This window comes from Rhodococcus sp. DMU1, from assembly GCF_012272955.1.
GTDB classification, from domain to species: domain Bacteria; phylum Actinomycetota; class Actinomycetes; order Mycobacteriales; family Mycobacteriaceae; genus Rhodococcus; species Rhodococcus aetherivorans.
The window spans coordinates 1600535-1614503 of the sequence record NZ_CP050952.1; the positions used below are offsets into that span (position 1 = coordinate 1600535).

Annotated in this window: 19 protein-coding genes; 10 read left to right on the forward strand and 9 right to left on the reverse strand. The window is 71.6% G+C overall.

From position 1 onward, the window contains the following. Window positions 1-70 precede the first annotated feature (70 nt). Genes HFP48_RS07570 through HFP48_RS07580 form a run of 3 tightly spaced genes read right to left on the reverse strand, consistent with a single transcriptional unit; the run spans window position 71 to window position 2583 of the window. Complete coding sequence (locus tag HFP48_RS07570; protein ID WP_168579300.1) at window positions 71-1237, reverse strand: MFS transporter; 1167 nt, start codon at window positions 1235-1237, stop codon at window positions 71-73. Between the two features lie 3 nt (window positions 1238-1240). Continuing rightward, window positions 1241-1633, reverse strand: coding sequence for a hypothetical protein (locus HFP48_RS07575; RefSeq protein WP_029542015.1), 393 nt, complete (start codon window positions 1631-1633; stop codon window positions 1241-1243). Window positions 1634-1656: 23 nt separating this feature from the next. Further along, window positions 1657-2583, reverse strand: coding sequence for an AEC family transporter (locus HFP48_RS07580; RefSeq protein ID WP_006945002.1), 927 nt, complete (start codon window positions 2581-2583; stop codon window positions 1657-1659). Between HFP48_RS07580 and HFP48_RS07585 the strand changes: the two genes are divergently transcribed. Next, the gene (locus HFP48_RS07585; RefSeq protein WP_139310950.1) at window positions 2552-2911 is read left to right on the forward strand and encodes a hypothetical protein; all 360 of its coding nucleotides are present in this window, start codon (window positions 2552-2554) and stop codon (window positions 2909-2911) included. The genes HFP48_RS07580 and HFP48_RS07585 overlap by 32 nt on opposite strands. Before the next feature lie 52 nt (window positions 2912-2963). Here HFP48_RS07585 and HFP48_RS07590 read toward each other — a convergent pair whose 3' ends face one another. After that, window positions 2964-3680 (reverse strand): GntR family transcriptional regulator, encoded by a 717-nt coding sequence (locus HFP48_RS07590; protein ID WP_006945000.1) that lies wholly within the window; start codon window positions 3678-3680, stop codon window positions 2964-2966. Between the two features lie 97 nt (window positions 3681-3777). On the opposite strand from HFP48_RS07590, the gene HFP48_RS07595 reads away from it, so the two are divergent. From HFP48_RS07595 to HFP48_RS07620, 6 genes are read left to right on the forward strand one after another with little or no spacing between them, the layout of a single operon-like run. Further along, the gene (locus HFP48_RS07595) at window positions 3778-4908 is read left to right on the forward strand and encodes a TIGR03364 family FAD-dependent oxidoreductase (protein ID WP_006944999.1); all 1131 of its coding nucleotides are present in this window, start codon (window positions 3778-3780) and stop codon (window positions 4906-4908) included. 32 nt (window positions 4909-4940) lie between these two features. Beyond that, complete coding sequence (locus tag HFP48_RS07600; protein ID WP_161994959.1) at window positions 4941-5618, forward strand: phosphonatase-like hydrolase; 678 nt, start codon at window positions 4941-4943, stop codon at window positions 5616-5618. Between the two features lie 30 nt (window positions 5619-5648). Continuing rightward, the gene (locus HFP48_RS07605; RefSeq protein WP_006944992.1) at window positions 5649-6611 is read left to right on the forward strand and encodes a phosphate/phosphite/phosphonate ABC transporter substrate-binding protein; all 963 of its coding nucleotides are present in this window, start codon (window positions 5649-5651) and stop codon (window positions 6609-6611) included. 1 nt (window position 6612) lies between these two features. Next, a complete protein-coding gene (gene phnC / locus HFP48_RS07610; protein ID WP_168579301.1) occupies window positions 6613-7473 on the forward strand; it encodes a phosphonate ABC transporter ATP-binding protein in 861 nt (286 codons plus the stop codon). After that, a complete protein-coding gene (gene phnE / locus HFP48_RS07615) occupies window positions 7470-9071 on the forward strand; it encodes a phosphonate ABC transporter, permease protein PhnE (RefSeq protein ID WP_168579302.1) in 1602 nt (533 codons plus the stop codon). Before phnC ends, phnE begins: the two co-directional genes overlap by 4 nt. Beyond that, window positions 9047-10060: an alcohol dehydrogenase catalytic domain-containing protein gene (locus HFP48_RS07620; RefSeq protein ID WP_168579303.1), complete on the forward strand. Its 1014-nt coding sequence runs from the start codon at window positions 9047-9049 to the stop codon at window positions 10058-10060. Before phnE ends, HFP48_RS07620 begins: the two co-directional genes overlap by 25 nt. A 31-nt stretch (window positions 10061-10091) precedes the next feature. Here HFP48_RS07620 and HFP48_RS07625 read toward each other — a convergent pair whose 3' ends face one another. The 5 genes from HFP48_RS07625 to rpmB all read right to left on the reverse strand — a co-directional run bounded on the left by HFP48_RS07625 (window position 10092) and on the right by rpmB (window position 12159). Beyond that, on the reverse strand, window positions 10092-10985 hold the full coding sequence (locus HFP48_RS07625; protein WP_006944986.1) for a DUF559 domain-containing protein: 894 nt from the start codon (window positions 10983-10985) through the stop codon (window positions 10092-10094). 193 nt (window positions 10986-11178) lie between these two features. After that, window positions 11179-11439: a 30S ribosomal protein S18 gene (rpsR, locus tag HFP48_RS07630; protein ID WP_006944985.1), complete on the reverse strand. Its 261-nt coding sequence runs from the start codon at window positions 11437-11439 to the stop codon at window positions 11179-11181. Window positions 11440-11449: 10 nt separating this feature from the next. Beyond that, a complete protein-coding gene (gene rpsN, locus HFP48_RS07635) occupies window positions 11450-11755 on the reverse strand; it encodes a 30S ribosomal protein S14 (protein WP_006944984.1) in 306 nt (101 codons plus the stop codon). A gap of 3 nt (window positions 11756-11758) precedes the next feature. Continuing rightward, window positions 11759-11923: a 50S ribosomal protein L33 gene (rpmG, locus tag HFP48_RS07640; protein ID WP_003937781.1), complete on the reverse strand. Its 165-nt coding sequence runs from the start codon at window positions 11921-11923 to the stop codon at window positions 11759-11761. Next, window positions 11923-12159 carry a 50S ribosomal protein L28 gene (rpmB, locus tag HFP48_RS07645; RefSeq protein WP_006944981.1) on the reverse strand — a complete coding sequence of 79 codons (237 nt, stop codon included), beginning with the start codon at window positions 12157-12159 and terminating at the stop codon, window positions 11923-11925. The genes rpmG and rpmB overlap by 1 nt, the downstream gene beginning before the upstream one ends. A 117-nt stretch (window positions 12160-12276) precedes the next feature. On the opposite strand from rpmB, the gene HFP48_RS07650 reads away from it, so the two are divergent. From HFP48_RS07650 to rpmF, 3 genes are read left to right on the forward strand one after another with little or no spacing between them, the layout of a single operon-like run. Then, window positions 12277-13491: a GTP-binding protein gene (locus tag HFP48_RS07650; protein WP_168579304.1), complete on the forward strand. Its 1215-nt coding sequence runs from the start codon at window positions 12277-12279 to the stop codon at window positions 13489-13491. After that, window positions 13488-13742: a type B 50S ribosomal protein L31 gene (locus tag HFP48_RS07655; protein ID WP_006944978.1), complete on the forward strand. Its 255-nt coding sequence runs from the start codon at window positions 13488-13490 to the stop codon at window positions 13740-13742. Before HFP48_RS07650 ends, HFP48_RS07655 begins: the two co-directional genes overlap by 4 nt. 30 nt (window positions 13743-13772) lie before the next feature. After that, window positions 13773-13946 carry a 50S ribosomal protein L32 gene (gene rpmF / locus HFP48_RS07660; protein ID WP_168579305.1) on the forward strand — a complete coding sequence of 58 codons (174 nt, stop codon included), beginning with the start codon at window positions 13773-13775 and terminating at the stop codon, window positions 13944-13946. Window positions 13947-13969: the final 23 nt, after the last annotated feature.

The following is a 13969-nucleotide window of genomic DNA, read 5'->3' on the forward strand; positions in this document are numbered from 1 at the left end:
TGCGCCGCCGCTGACGCGGCCGTGCGCGGTTCCGGTAGTGGGAGCTACCGAAAGCGCGCACGGGTGGCGTCTACCTGCGCAGCGCCCGCCACGTGCTCACCGCGGCAGCCGACAGCAGTCCCGCGGTCACCAGGAACACCGAGGCGGTGCCGGCGACCCCGGCGATCGCGCCGGCTGCCAACGGCACCGACACCTGGCCGAGACGGTTGCCGGTGAGGCGTACCGCCAGCGCCGACGCCCGGTCCGCCGGTGCCACCAGTTCGACCACCCACGTCATGGTCAGCGGCTGCCCGAAACCCCAGAAGGCGCCGCAGAGCGCCAGGAGCGCGCCCAGCGCCCACGGGTTGGGCAGAAAAGGCAGGGCCGCGACGGGCAGCGCAGTGCACGCCGTCGCCGACAGCAGCAGACGTCGCCGCGGGATCGTCCGCAGCGCCCACGGCAGCACCGCGCGCGAGACGATCGACGCAACGGTGCGGGCGGTGAGCAGAGCCGACACGAGCAGCACCCCGAATCCGAACTCCTCACCGAGCAGCGGCAGGTACGCGACGACGATGTCCACGGACGCCAGCACCACGAGGCTCGAGAACATCGCGGGCTTCATCCCGCGCGTGCGCAGCATCGACAGCACCGACTGCGGGGGCGCGTCGTCCGGGGTGCGTCCGGAGCCGGGTGGTTCGCGCAAGCCGACGACGAACGGCAGGGCCATCGCGGCCAGAACCGTCATCACGAGCAGCGCCGGCGTGGTCTCGACGGTCTCGCTGTTGCTCGCCGCAGCGATCACGCCGGCGAGCGGCACCCCGATCGCCTGACCGACCGACACCCCGAGGGTGATGCCCGCGAAGCCGCGATCGAGCTCGCCCGGCGGCGACAGGATCGACACGAACGCCTGCCCCGACACCGTCACCAGGAGCTGACCGAGACCCAGGACGGCGTTGCCGAGACCGAGCACCAGCAGGTCCGGGCTGAGGGCGATGATCAGCGCACCGGCCACCGACACGACCACCCCGGCCCGGAGGATTCCGGCCGCGTGCCGGCGGTCGACGGCCCGGCCGAGTGGCACCGCGAGCACCAGCGGAACGAGGGCGAACAGGGCCGTCACCACGCCGATCACGGCCGCGTCGCCGCCGAGGGCGAGAACGCGGTAGGAGACGAGGACGCGCACCGACTGGAACGTCGCGTGCAGCAGCGCCGTCGCCGTGCACAGGAGCAGCAGCCAGTGCCGGGGGGTGCGGGCCATCGATCAGCCGGCCGTCACGATCCGGTCGGCGAGCGGCGCCCGCAGCGTCAGTTCGAGCACACCGGTGACGGCGATCATGATGCACGCCCGGTCCACCGCCTCGGGCAGCGTGCCGCCGCGCAGCGCCACCGTCACGGAGGTGCCGGACTCGGTGACGGTGGCGTCGACCCCGAAACACTCGGGTGTGCCGGTCTCGAAGTGGACGGCGATGCGGTCGCCGCCGACGCGGGTCCACGACTGTATCGGGATCGGGTGCGGGTCGACGAGATCGTCGCGGGCCGTGAAGACCGTTGCCCCCTCCGGCGTCGGCGCCTCGGGCAGGGCGGGGACGCCGGCGCCGCCCGGACCGCACGCGACGGCCAGGACGCAGCAGGCGGCGAGCAGCAGCAATCGCATGGGTCTCAACCTAGCCGTGCCCGTCATGCCAGCAGCGCGGCGACGACGCCGATCGCGGGTATCGAGGCGAGCGTGGTGACCAGCGCGGCGTCGCGGGCGAGCACCATGCCGCGGCCGTAGCGGCTGGCGTAGACGAACACGTTCTGTGCGGTCGGCAGCGTCGCCACCACGACGATCGCGAAGAGCTCGTGCCCGTCGAGGCCCATCAGGTGGCGGGCCATGACGTAGGCGAGGACGGGCTGCACCACGATCTTGAGTACCGAGGCGAGCGCGACGTCGCGGCGTGGGCTCGTGCCCTTTTCGAGCACCCGCACGCCCTGGAGCGACAGGCCGAACGCGAGCAGGGCACCCGGCACCGAGGCGCCCCCGAGGAGGTGGAACGGCTGCATCAGCGCGGTGGGCAGCGTCCAGCCGGCGACGGCGACGGTGAGCCCGGCCGCACCGGCCAGCACGATGGGGTTCTTGAACGGGGCGGTGATCGTCTCCATCCGGGACGCCCCGGCGCGCATCGTGGACAGGTCCAGCATCGTCAACGCGATGGGGGAGAACAGCACGATCTGGAACAGCAGGAGCGGCGCGACGAAGGAGGCGTCGCCGAGGACGAACACCGCGATCGGGATGCCGAGGTTGGCGGAGTTGACGTAGGAGGCGGCGAGCGCGCCGATCGTCAGTTCCGGCAGGGGCCGGCGCAGCCACAGCTTCGCGACGACGAGGTAGAGCGCGGCGACGGCGAACGCCGTGGCCGCGGCGACGTACAGGGTGGGGGAGAAGATCACCGACAGGTCGGAGGTGGCCAGCGAGTCGAACAGCAGCGCGGGGGTGGCGACGAAGAACACCATCCGGCTGAGCACGAACTGTCCCTCGGGTCCGAGCGTGCCGGTGCGGCCGAGCGCGAATCCGATCGCGATGATCACGAAGATGACGCTGAATCCCGCGATCACGCCCGACACCGACCGTCACAACCCTTCGTCACCACCCGACACTCAGGCGCTGCACGCCAGGCCGAGAACCTTACCGGCGGTAACGGCACCGCGGCTCACCGGGCGTGCCGGGCAGCAGGAACGATGCGGGTGGGAGCCCGGCCGGGCATCGCGGGCGAAAGTCTGCGATGCTGAAAAAATGCCGACCGACCCGATTGTTTACCCTCCGGCCAACGTCATCGCGCTGGCTCAGCATCCGCGCTACCAGCACGCCGACTGGACGATCTCGGAGCGGCTGGTGCGACGGCAGGAACTGGTCCTGCAGCATCTCGGCGTGTGCGGCGACGACGGTTCCTGAGGGGCTCCGGGCCCGGGACCGGCGCACCTCGCCGCCGTGCTCCGGGGCGGACTCAGGGCGTCACCGTGGCGACGAACGTCATCCGGTCCCCGCGGTAGAGCGACCGCCGCTGCTCGATCGGCGCGTCGTGCTGATCGTAGGAAACGCGGTTGAGCAGGAGCATGGGCGTGCGGATGTCGGCGTCGAGGAGTGCCGCCTCGCGGGCGTCGGGCAGGGTGGTCTCGATGTACTCGACCGCGCGCGCGAAGGTGATCCCGCGCGCGCGGATCGCCGCGTACAGCGACGACGTGGAGTCGAAGCTGTCGACGAGTCCCGGATAGCGATCGGCGGGCAGGCGCGTCCGTTCGAGTCCGACGCGGACGCCGTCGGTGAGCAGGACGCGTTCGAGTTCGAGGACGGGGTCGCCGACGGCGATCGCGAGTACCTCGGCGAGGTCGGGGTCGGCGGCGAGGTCGGTCCAGCCGACGAGAATGCGTCCCGCGCTGCGGCCCTCCGCGAGGGCGGCTTCGGTGTAGGAGCCGATGATCAGCGGTTGCAGGATCTTGGGCTTCGCGACGACGGTGCCCCGGCCGCGGCGTTCGATGCGGCCGTCGACGAGGAGTTCGCGCAGCGCCTGGCGCACGGTCTCCCGGGCCACGTCGAACCGGGTGGCGAGGTCGCGCTCGGAGGGCACCGGGTCGCCGACGGAGAGTTCGTCGAGCAGGGCGTCGACCTGATGCCGCACGATCTGGTGCTTGGGGACCCGGGCCTCGCGAGCGGTTGCTGTCACGCTCGAAGCGTACCGGATTTTGGTCTATACCAATTGTTCACTGCGCGTTCGCCTGCCGTCCCCTCATTGGTCTAGACCATCGCTCAGGCTCGGGGCCATGCGAATCCTGATCATCGGCGGCGGCATTCTGGGCACCGCCCACGCCGACGCCGCCGTCCGCCGCGGACACGACGTCGTTCACCTCGAACGCGAACCGGAGGCCCGGGGCGCCACCGTCCGCAACTTCGGCCTCGTGTGGGTCTCCGGGCGTACCGAGGGCGAACTGGCTGCCACCCTGCGCTCCCGCGAGTTGTGGGCCGACCTCGGCGCCCGCGTCCCCGGCATCGGTTTCCGGGCGAACGGATCGATCACCCTTCTTCGCACCGACGCCGAGGTGGCCGTCGCCCGGGAGGCCGCGGACCGCGCCGACGCGCGTGACCGGGGCTTCACCCTGCTCGAGCCCGAGGCGGTCCGGCGGCTCAATCCCGCCCTGCGCGGCAAGTTCGTCGCCGGTCTGCACTGCAGCACCGACGCCGCCGTCGAATCCCGCGTCGCCCTGCCCGCGATCCGGTGGCACCTCGCCACCTCCGGGCGGTATCGATTCCGGCCGGAGACCGAGGCGCGCACCGTGACCCGCACCGCCCACGGCACCGTGCAGGTGCGCGACGACCACGGCACCGTCCACGAGGCCGACCTCGTGCTCGTGTGCCCCGGAGCGACCCTGTCCGGTCTCGCCCGCGAACTCGGCGGCGACCTGCCCCTGCGCCGCGTGCGATTGCAGATGATGCAGACCGCGCCGCTGGGGGAGAAGCTCACCACGTCCGTCGCCGACGGCGACAGCCTGCGCTACTACCCGGGATTCGCCGGGGCCGCGCTGGAGGAGCTGAAGGCGCGCGAACCGCAGGCGCTCACCGCCGAGCGGCACCGCATGCAGCTGCTGTGCGTGCAGCGCCTGGACGGCGGGCTCACTCTCGGCGACACCCACGAGTACGACGAACCGTTCGCCTTCGACGTCGACGAGGCCCCGTACGAGCACCTCGTCACCGTCGCGGAGGACCTGCTCGGACGCCGGCTCCCGCCGGTGATGCGGCGCTGGGCCGGGGTCTACAGCCAGTGCCTCGATCCCACCGAACTCGTCCACCGTGCCCGCGTCGACGACGACATCTGGATCATCGCCGGGCCGGGCGGCCGCGGCATGACCCTCGGCCCCTACCTCGGCGAGCGGACCGCCGATCTCCTCGAGCTCTGAACATCCTCTCCCGCAACGATTCCGGAGTAGCAATGACTGTCATCCGACTGGCCGTGCTCGACATGGCCGGCACCACCGTCGCCGACGGCGGCCTCGTCCTCCGCGCCTTCGACGCGGCCGCCACCAGCGTCGGACTGCCCACCGACGGGCCCGAACGCGACGCCGCCCGGGGCTACGTCCTCGACACGATGGGCCGGTCCAAGATCGTCGTCTTCCGGTCCCTGTTCGGCTCCGAGGAACGGGCCCGCGCCGCGAACGCCGCCTTCGAACGGGCCTACGACGAATTCGTCGACGCCGGCGAGGTCGAGCCGATCCCCGGGGCCGCCGAGGCGATCATCCGGTTGCGCGACGCCGGCCTCGCCGTGGCCCTCACCACCGGCTTCAGCCGCGCCACTCAGGACCGGCTGCTCGCCGCCCTCGGCTGGGAGGACCTCGCCGATCTCACCCTCGCGCCGTCCGACGCCGTTCGCGGCCGGCCGTACCCCGACCTGGTGCTCACCGCGCTGCTGCGCGCCGAGATCGACGACGTTCGCGAGGTCGCCGTGGTCGGCGACACCGTGGGCGACATGCTCTCCGGCCGCCGCGCCGGTGCCTCCGTCGTCGCCGGCACCCGCACCGGCGCCCACGACGAACAGGCGCTGCGCGACGCCGGGGCCACCCACATCGTCGATTCCGTCGCCGACCTGCCCGATCTGCTCCTGCAGTCCTGACAGACACCCCGACCCCGAGGACTTCCCGACATGCACTGCTCCAGCCGAACGGTCGCCGCGACCGCGCTCGCGACCGGCCTCGCTCTCGCCCTCACCGCCTGCGGCGGCTCCGATCCCGACGCCGTCAACGCCCAGGGCTTCCCCGAGAAGCTCACCCTGGCCGCGATTCCCGCCGAGAACTCGGCGGACCTGCAGGCCGGTTACGACCCGCTCATCGCGCTCCTCGAGCGCGAGACCGGCGCCGATGTCGAGTTCGTGCAGGCCTCCGACTACGCCGGCGTGGTCGAGGGCATCATCGCCGACAACGTCGACCTCGCCTTCTTCGGCCCGTTCGCCTACGTCGTGGCCGGCGTCAACGGCGCCGATGTCAGCCCGCTCGGCGCCGTCGTCCAGGCCGCCGGCGGCGAGCCGGGTTACCGGTCCTACGGCCTCACCCGCTCCGACAACACCGAGATCGACGGCATCGACGACTTCGCCGGCAAGGACGTGTGCTTCGTGGACCCGGGATCCACGTCCGGATTCCTCTACCCCTCCGCGGGACTCATCGAGGCCGGCGTCGTCGAATCCGGCACCGAGCAGGCCGTCGCCGCCGGTGTGAACCCGATCTACGCGGGCGGCCACGACGCCTCGGCCCTCGCGATCGCTGCCGGCGACTGCGATGCCGGATTCGCCTTCGACACCATGGTCGACGAGACCATGATCGCCAGCGGCGACCTGAAGGAAGGCGAACTGAAGAAGGTCTGGGAGTCCGAGACGATCGCCGGCTCGCTGTTCGTGGCGAGCAACTCGCTCGGTGCCGACACCGTCGACCGGCTCCGCACGATCTTCGTCGACAAGGCCAATGCCGATCACATGCGCGCCGCGGGACTGTGCGACGGCGAGTGCCGCATCACCGACGAACGGGCGTGGGGCGTCGTCGCCGCGACCGACGCCGACTACGAGGGCGTGCGCGAGGTGTGTGCCCTGACCGAGTCCGACAAGTGCAAGGGCTGAGTTGAACAGCGATCACACCGTCGCGGGCGACGAAGACCTCACCGTCGCGGGCGACGAAGACCTCACCGTCGCGGGCGACGACGTCGTCGTCTCCGCCCGTCGCGTCACGAAGAAGTTCGGCGACACCGTGGCTCTCGACGGTGTCGACCTCGAGGTGCACCGCAGCGAACTCGTCGTGCTGCTGGGCCTGTCCGGCTCCGGCAAGTCGACGCTGCTGCGCTGCCTCAACGGTCTGCACAGCGTCACCGACGGGGCCGTGGAGGTGGCCGGCACCCGCGTCGATCTGGCGTCCCGCGCCGAGCTGCGCATGCTGCGGCGGGAGGTCGGGTTCGTCTTCCAGCACTTCAACCTCGTCGGCCGGCTCAGCTGCCTCGAGAACGTCCTCGTCGGCGGGCTCGGGCGCCTGCGCCTGCCCCGCTACGGCGCCGCGACGTACCCGAAGCGGATGCGCACCGAGGCCCTCGACCACCTCGACCGCGTGGGGCTGGCCGACCTCGCGGATCGTCGCGCCGACACCCTCTCCGGTGGGCAGCAGCAACGGGTCGCGATCGCGCGGACGCTGATGCAGCGTCCCACCGTCCTGCTCGCCGACGAACCGGTCGCGTCCCTCGACCCCGAGAACGCCGGGGTGGTGATGGACCTGCTCTTCCGTGTGTGCATGGAGGACAAGCTCACCGTCGTGTGCACCCTGCACCAGGTGGACCTCGCGCTGGGCTGGGCCCACCGGATCGTCGGCCTGCGCGGCGGACGGAAGGTGCTCGACCGGCCGGCCGTGGAGCTGAGCAGGGGTGAGGCCATGGACATCTACCGGCGGGTCGACCCGGCCGCCCGGCCGGCCTCGGCGCCGACGGGACCGTCGTGAGCACCGCCCTCGCGCCGTCGCCGCCCGACCGTGTCGGGCGGCGCCTGCCGCGGTCGGCCGTCCGCCGCCGGCGTCTGCTGGGAACGTGCGCGGCTGTCGCGCTCCTCGTCGTCCTGGTCTCCGCCCGCTACATCGACTTCGCCCCCGCGGCACTGCTCGACGGGCTCGACGACGTCGCCGGCCTGCTCGGCCGCATGTTTCCACCCACCCTCGACGATCCGGGCCGGATCTGGAAACTCGCCCTCGACACGCTGCTGATGGCGGTGCTCGGGACGGTGCTCGCGACCGTCGCGTCGGTGCCGCTGGCCTTCCTGGCCGCCCGCAACACCACCCCGCACCCCGCCGTGTACACGGTGGCGCGCGCGGTGATCACCTTCTGCCGGGCGGTGCCGGACCTGCTGTTCGCGGTGCTGTTCGTCCGCGCCCTCGGCATCGGTGTCCTGCCCGGCGTGCTCGCGCTCGCGCTGCATTCCATCGGCATGCTCGGCAAGCTGTTCGCCGACGCCGTCGAGCAGACCGATCCCGGACCACGGGAGGCGGTACGCAGCACGGGTGCCGGCTATGTCCGCGAGATGCTCAATGCCGTGGTGCCCCAGGTGGTTCCGTCCTGGATGGGTACCTTCGTCTACCGCATCGACATCAACCTGCGCACCTCCGTCGTGCTCGGTTTCGTCGGTGCCGGCGGCATCGGGTTCGCGCTCCAGGACGCCCTGCGCGGCCTGGTGTATCCGCGCGCGTTGGGCATCGTGTGCGTGATCCTCGCGATCATCGCCGCGATGGAGGTGCTCGCGGTCGTCGTCCGGCGGGTTCTGCTGGCACCCTCCGTTCCGGATCCGCGCCGGGAAAGAGCCGCGCGACTCATCTTCTCCGGCACGGTCGCCGCCGCCACGATCGGTGCACTGATCAGCCTGCGTATCGACCCGCGTGCGCTGGTCACGTGGATCGGTCCGTCACTCGAGGTGTTCACCCGGCTGCTCCCGCCGGACTTCACCGCCGTCGGCGGCAGGCTGCTCGACGCCGTCCTGCAAACCTTCGCGATCGGTGCGGTCGCCACGGCCGCCGGGATCGTGCTCTCCCTGCCGTTCGGGATACTCGCCGCCCGCAACGTGTCCCCGAACTCGGCTGTGTATTGGTCGGCTCGCTCGGTGATCCTGTTCGTCCGCGCGGTGCCCGAGCTGATCCTCGCGGTGATCTTCGTCGCCGCGATCGGCCTCGGTCCCGTCGCGGGGGCGTGCGCACTCGCTCTCGGATCCGTGGGATTCCTCGGCAAACTCGTGGCGGACGCCGTCGAGGAGATCGATCCCGGGCCGGTCGAGGCGGTGCGGGCCGTCGGCGGGGGCTGGTGGAAGACGTTGTTCGCGGCGGTGATTCCGCAGGCGGTGCCGTCCGTCATCGGCTCGAGCCTCTACCTGCTCGACGTCAACATTCGCACCTCGACGGTGCTCGGCATCGTCGGCGCCGGCGGCGTCGGCTTCCTGCTGTTCGAGGCGATCCGCACCCTGAACTTCGAGTTCGCCGGAGCGATCGTGATCATCGTGTTCGCCGTCGTCTACCTGATCGAAAGGATGTCGGGATGGATCCGGTCGCTGGTGGTCTGACGCGCGCGGCCGTGTGGACCGGCGACGGCGTCGACGTGCTCGACGTCCCCGTCCCGCGGCTCGGTGACGGGGAACTGCTGGTGCGTGTCCGGCTCGCAACCGTGTGCGGCAGCGACCTGCACACCGTCGCCGGACGGCGGCCCGGGCCGCGGCCGTCGGTGCTGGGGCACGAAGCCGTCGGTGACGTCGTCGCGGCCGGTCCCGGTGCCGGGACCGTCGTCGGCGCGCGCGTCGTGTGGACTGTCACGGCCTCGTGCGGCGCGTGCGACAGGTGCGTGTCCGGGCGGACCGCCAAGTGCCGGGCCGTGCGCAAGGTGGGGCACGAACCGTTCGACGGCGACTGGGCGTTGTCGGGCGGCTACGCCCACCACATCGTGCTGCCGGCCGGGGTGGGCGTGGTCCGGGTGCCGGACTCGGTGCCGGACGTCGTCGCGGCCCCGGCGGCATGTGCGACGGCGACGGCGGTCGCCGCTGTCGAGGCGGCCGGTGACGTCGCCGGACGGCGGGTGCTGGTGTGCGGCGCCGGCCTGCTCGGGGTCACCGCGATCGCGCTGTGCGCGGCGGCCGGTGCCGATGTGCGCGGCGCCGACCCGGATGCGGAACGGATCGCGGTGGCCGAGCGGTTCGGGGCCCTCGGCGACGAGGGCGGCCCCGTCGACGTCGCGCTCGACTTCTCGGGATCCGTCGCGGCGGTGGGGGAGTGCCTGCGCCGGCTCGACGTCGGGGGCCGCCTCGTGCTGGCCGGGTCCGTGACGCCGGGCCCTTCGGTGCCCCTCGACCCCGAGGCCGTCGTGCGGGGGTGGCTCACCGTCACCGGAGTCCACAACTACGAGCCCGCCCACCTCCGTCGTGCCGTGGCGTTCCTGACCCGCACGGCCGGTACCTACCCGTGGGACGAACTCGTCGCCGAACCGGTCCGGCTGGACGATCTCGCGGACGCCCTGCGTCGGCCCGCCGCGCCCGCCCTGCGCGCGTCCGTCGCCCCGTGAGCGCGCACTTCTCGTGACGACACGCCGTGACTCAGCGCGAATTGTGCGCACTCGGCGGTCGGACGGAAGCGCCTGCCGCTCGAAGCCGCATCCGCACGCGCTCCACGACCGATCCAGGGCGCAGGCGCAGTTGTTCGGAGTTGACGCGGACCACGGACCAGCCCAGCGCCGCAAATGCCTCGTATCGTTCGATGTCCTTGGTGCGCTGTCGCTCGTCCGTCCAGTGATGGATGCCGTCGTACTCGACGAGGGTGCGCCATTGCTTCCAGCCCAGGTCGGCCCACCCGAGGACGCGTCCGTCCACGCCGGCGACCGGGACCTGGGTGCTGGGGCGGGGTAGGCCGCCACGCACGAGAAGCAGCCGTACCCGCGTCTCCGGGAGCGACTCGGCTCCGGGGTCGACCAGTGGGAGCGCCTGCCTCAGCCGCCGCACGCCGCGGGCGCCGCTGTGCCGATCGGCCAGTTCGGCGACATGCGCAGGGTCCAAGCGGGTGGCACGGCACAGCGCGTCGAGCTGTTCGACCGCGGTATCCAGGACGAGACGACGGCCGAGATCGAACGCGGTCCGGGCCGGAGACGTCACCCGCATGTCTGCCAGCGTGCACACTTCGTCGTCGAGGATCGTCTCGGCGTGCACGACGACCCCGTCCGTACCCCGGCGGCTACCGCGTCGGATCAGTTCGGCGGGCGCGGTCGCGTCGATCCATCGGCTGCCGAACAGGGCAGCGGCCGAGTAGCCGGCCAGCACGCCGTCGCCTCCCGCCCAGAGCCATGCGGCCCGTGCGCGGCCGTACGGTGTGACGGCCGCGTCCCGGTGGATGTACACGTCCCGGTGTACGCGCCGGAAGCGCCGAAGTTGGTGCGGCGTGAGAAGGCCCGCCCGTACGGCCTGCGTCCCCAGGAACGGTTCGTCGAATTCCCCCATGATCGCCGAGGATGCCCGGTGACCGTGCGGGAGGGAACCGCGGTCGCGACGGCCTGTGGACAACTCGCGCGAGTGTGCACATCTCGGGACGACACACCGTGAGCCAGCGCGAATTGTGCACACTCGACGGTCCACAGATACGACGAGGGCCGCGCGGGCACGTGCCCGCGCGACCCTCGTCGCGAGTGGAGCTCTACTTGCTGGTGGTGGTGAAGGGCAGCAGCGCCATCTCGCGGGCGTTCTTGACCGCGACGGCGACCTGCCGCTGCTGCTGCGGGGTCAGGCCGGTCACGCGACGGCTGCGGATCTTGCCGCGATCGGAGATGAACGTGCGGAGCAGGTTCACGTCCTTGTAGTCGACGTACTCGATCTTCGCCGCGAACAGCGGGTTCTTCTTGGGCTTGCGGCCTTCCACGGCACGCGACTTCTTCGACGGGCCCCTCTTGACTGCCATGACTCGCTCCTCACCAGCTCGACTTGTGGACGCCGGGCAGCTCGCCGCGGTGCGCGAGTTCCCTCACGCGCACGCGTGAGAGCCCGAACTTCCGCAGGTGGCCGCGCGGACGTCCATCCGCAGCGTCTCGATTGCGCAATCGTACCGGACTGGCGTCGCGCGGCAGACGCTGCAGGGCGGTCCGGGCGGCGAGGCGTTCCGCGTCGGTGCTCGACGGGCGCCGCACGATCTCCTTCAGTTCCGCGCGACGTGCGGCGTAGCGGGCGACGACGAGCTTGCGCTGCTCGTTGCGGGCGATCTTCGATTTCTTGGCCATGGCCTACTTTTCCTCGCGGAAGTCGATGTGGCGGCGCAGCACGGGATCGTATTTGCGCAGGACCAGCCGGTCGGGATCGTTGCGCCGGTTCTTGCGGGTGACGTAGGTGTACCCGGTGCCGCCGGTGGAGCGGAGCTTGACGATGGGTCGGATCTCGTTGCGGGCCACTAGAGCTTTTCTCCTCGGGCGCGGAGGCGGGCGACGACGGCTTCGATGCCGTCGCGGTCGATGGTCTTGATGCCCTTGGCGGAGAGCGTCAGGGTGACCCGGCGTCCCTCGGAGGGCAGGTAGTAGGTCTTGCGCTGGATGTTCGGGTCCCAGCGGCGATTGCTGCGGACGTGCGAATGGGAGACGGATTTCCCGAAGCCGGGCTTGCGTCCGGTCACCTGGCAGTGCGCCGACACGGCGGGCTCCCTCCTGTCGGCGCCCCGAGGGCGTAACGACAATCGTTTTCGACAAATGGCCCGAGCGACTGTACGCTCCCTTCGAGCTAATGACAATCGTTACCGAAAGGGGTTCCGGTGGACACCAGAACGCCGCTGATCGTCGTCTCGGGCCGGCGCGGACCCACCGAACGCACCGCGCGGGCCCTGCTGCGTCCGGGAACCGTCGTCGTGCACCACGACCTCGACCACGTCGGTGAGGGGGTCGTGCGCCGCACCCTCACCACCGTGCACGACCACCGCCTCGACGTGCTCGAACTGGCCCACGGCTGCGTCTCCTGCACCCTCCGCGAGGATCTGCTCCCGCTGCTGCGGCGCCTGCACGCCCGCAGCAATGTCGACCGCATCGTCCTGCTCCTCGACCCACGGCTCGAACCCGAGGCGCTGTGCTGGGCCGTCGAGCACGTCGTCGTCTCCGGCGTGGTCGGGCAGATCGACGGACCCGCCGCCCACGACGTGCGGATCGAGGCCACCGTCACCTGCATCGACGCCGCCACCTGGCTCGCCGATGCCACCGGCGACGAGGAACTCGACGACGACCGCACCGTCGCCCAGGTCGTCGTCGGCCAGGTCGAGTTCGCCGACGCCCTCGTCGTCCGGCCCGGAGCCGACGGCTGGCAGCAGGCGAAGCTGCACGCGGTGCTCTCGCGGCTCGCGCCCGGCGCACCCGTGGCGTGGGGCGAGGACGTCGACGTCGAACACCTGCTCCGGCAGATCCCGCCCGGCGCGCGGCGCGGGACGGTGTCCGACGCGCACTCTCCACTGCTGCGCGGTCAACCACCGCTCGGCGAGGACTGCGGCGTGCGGCTGCTCGAGTTCGGTGCCCGCCGGCCCTTCCATCCGCAGCGCCTGCACGAGGCGATCGACGTCCTCCTCGACGGCGTGGTCCGCGCCCGCGGCCGGGCCTGGGTCGCGACGCAACCGGACAACGCGCTGCTGATCGAGTCCGCCGGTGAGGGCCTGCGCGTCGCCCACGCCGGGCCGTGGCTCGCCGCGATGACTCCCGAGCAACAGCAACGCGTCTCCGGCGAACGGCGGGCCATGGCGGCACTGCGCTGGGACGACACCCACGGGGACCGCGACACCTCGATGGTGATCCTCACCCACGACGCGGACCCCGACGAGATCCACCGCGCCCTGGAGTGGGCACTGCTCACCGACGAGGAGTTCGCCGACCCGGCGGCCTGGCCGACATGGGACGACCCGTTCGGCGAGTACCACGAAGACCCGTGCGACGACCTGCCGGCACCCACCGCCGGCACCGCACCGACAGAAGGAGAAGGACGAGCATGAAGCCCGGCATCCACCCCGACTACCACCCCGTGGTGTTCCAGGACGCCAACACCGGATCGGCGTTCCTGACCCGCTCCACCGTCACCGCCGACCGCACGGTCGAATGGTCCGACGGCAACACCTACCCGCTGATCGTCGTGGACGTCACCAGCGAATCCCACCCCTTCTGGACGGGAACTGCCCGCGTGCTCGACGCCGCCGGCCGGGTCGAGAAGTTCGAACGCAAGTACGGCAAGCGCCGCCGGCCCTGACCCCCACCCGGACACCCGAGGAGAACCACCATGGCAGTACCCAAGCGCCGGATGTCCCGGTCCAACACTCGCAGCCGCCGCTCGCAGTGGCACGCGCAGGTCCCGGCCCTGGTGCCGGTCACCGTCGCCGGTGCCACGCACCACGTCCCGCGACGGCTCGTGAAGGCCGTGCGGCTCGGGGTGATCGACCCGAACGAGGTGTGACGACCCGCGAGGGGGAACCGCGG

What these genes read in the sequence shown, in the direction of transcription:
- HFP48_RS07605 (WP_006944992.1), top strand. Translation starts at nt 5,649, where the DNA reads ATGCACTGCTCCAGCCGAACGGTCGCCGCGACCGCGCTCGCGACCGGC.
- rpsR (WP_006944985.1), bottom strand. Translation starts at nt 11,439, where the DNA reads ATGGCAGTCAAGAGGGGCCCGTCGAAGAAGTCGCGTGCCGTGGAAGGC.
- rpsN (WP_006944984.1), bottom strand. Translation starts at nt 11,755, where the DNA reads ATGGCCAAGAAATCGAAGATCGCCCGCAACGAGCAGCGCAAGCTCGTC.
- HFP48_RS07600 (WP_161994959.1), top strand. Translation starts at nt 4,941, where the DNA reads ATGACTGTCATCCGACTGGCCGTGCTCGACATGGCCGGCACCACCGTC.
- HFP48_RS07595 (WP_006944999.1), top strand. Translation starts at nt 3,778, where the DNA reads ATGCGAATCCTGATCATCGGCGGCGGCATTCTGGGCACCGCCCACGCC.
- HFP48_RS07655 (WP_006944978.1), top strand. Translation starts at nt 13,488, where the DNA reads ATGAAGCCCGGCATCCACCCCGACTACCACCCCGTGGTGTTCCAGGAC.
- HFP48_RS07620 (WP_168579303.1), top strand. Translation starts at nt 9,047, where the DNA reads ATGGATCCGGTCGCTGGTGGTCTGACGCGCGCGGCCGTGTGGACCGGC.
- HFP48_RS07575 (WP_029542015.1), bottom strand. Translation starts at nt 1,633, where the DNA reads ATGCGATTGCTGCTGCTCGCCGCCTGCTGCGTCCTGGCCGTCGCGTGC.
- HFP48_RS07625 (WP_006944986.1), bottom strand. Translation starts at nt 10,985, where the DNA reads ATGGGGGAATTCGACGAACCGTTCCTGGGGACGCAGGCCGTACGGGCG.
- HFP48_RS07585 (WP_139310950.1), top strand. Translation starts at nt 2,552, where the DNA reads ATGACGCTGAATCCCGCGATCACGCCCGACACCGACCGTCACAACCCT.
- rpmF (WP_168579305.1), top strand. Translation starts at nt 13,773, where the DNA reads ATGGCAGTACCCAAGCGCCGGATGTCCCGGTCCAACACTCGCAGCCGC.
- HFP48_RS07570 (WP_168579300.1), bottom strand. Translation starts at nt 1,237, where the DNA reads ATGGCCCGCACCCCCCGGCACTGGCTGCTGCTCCTGTGCACGGCGACG.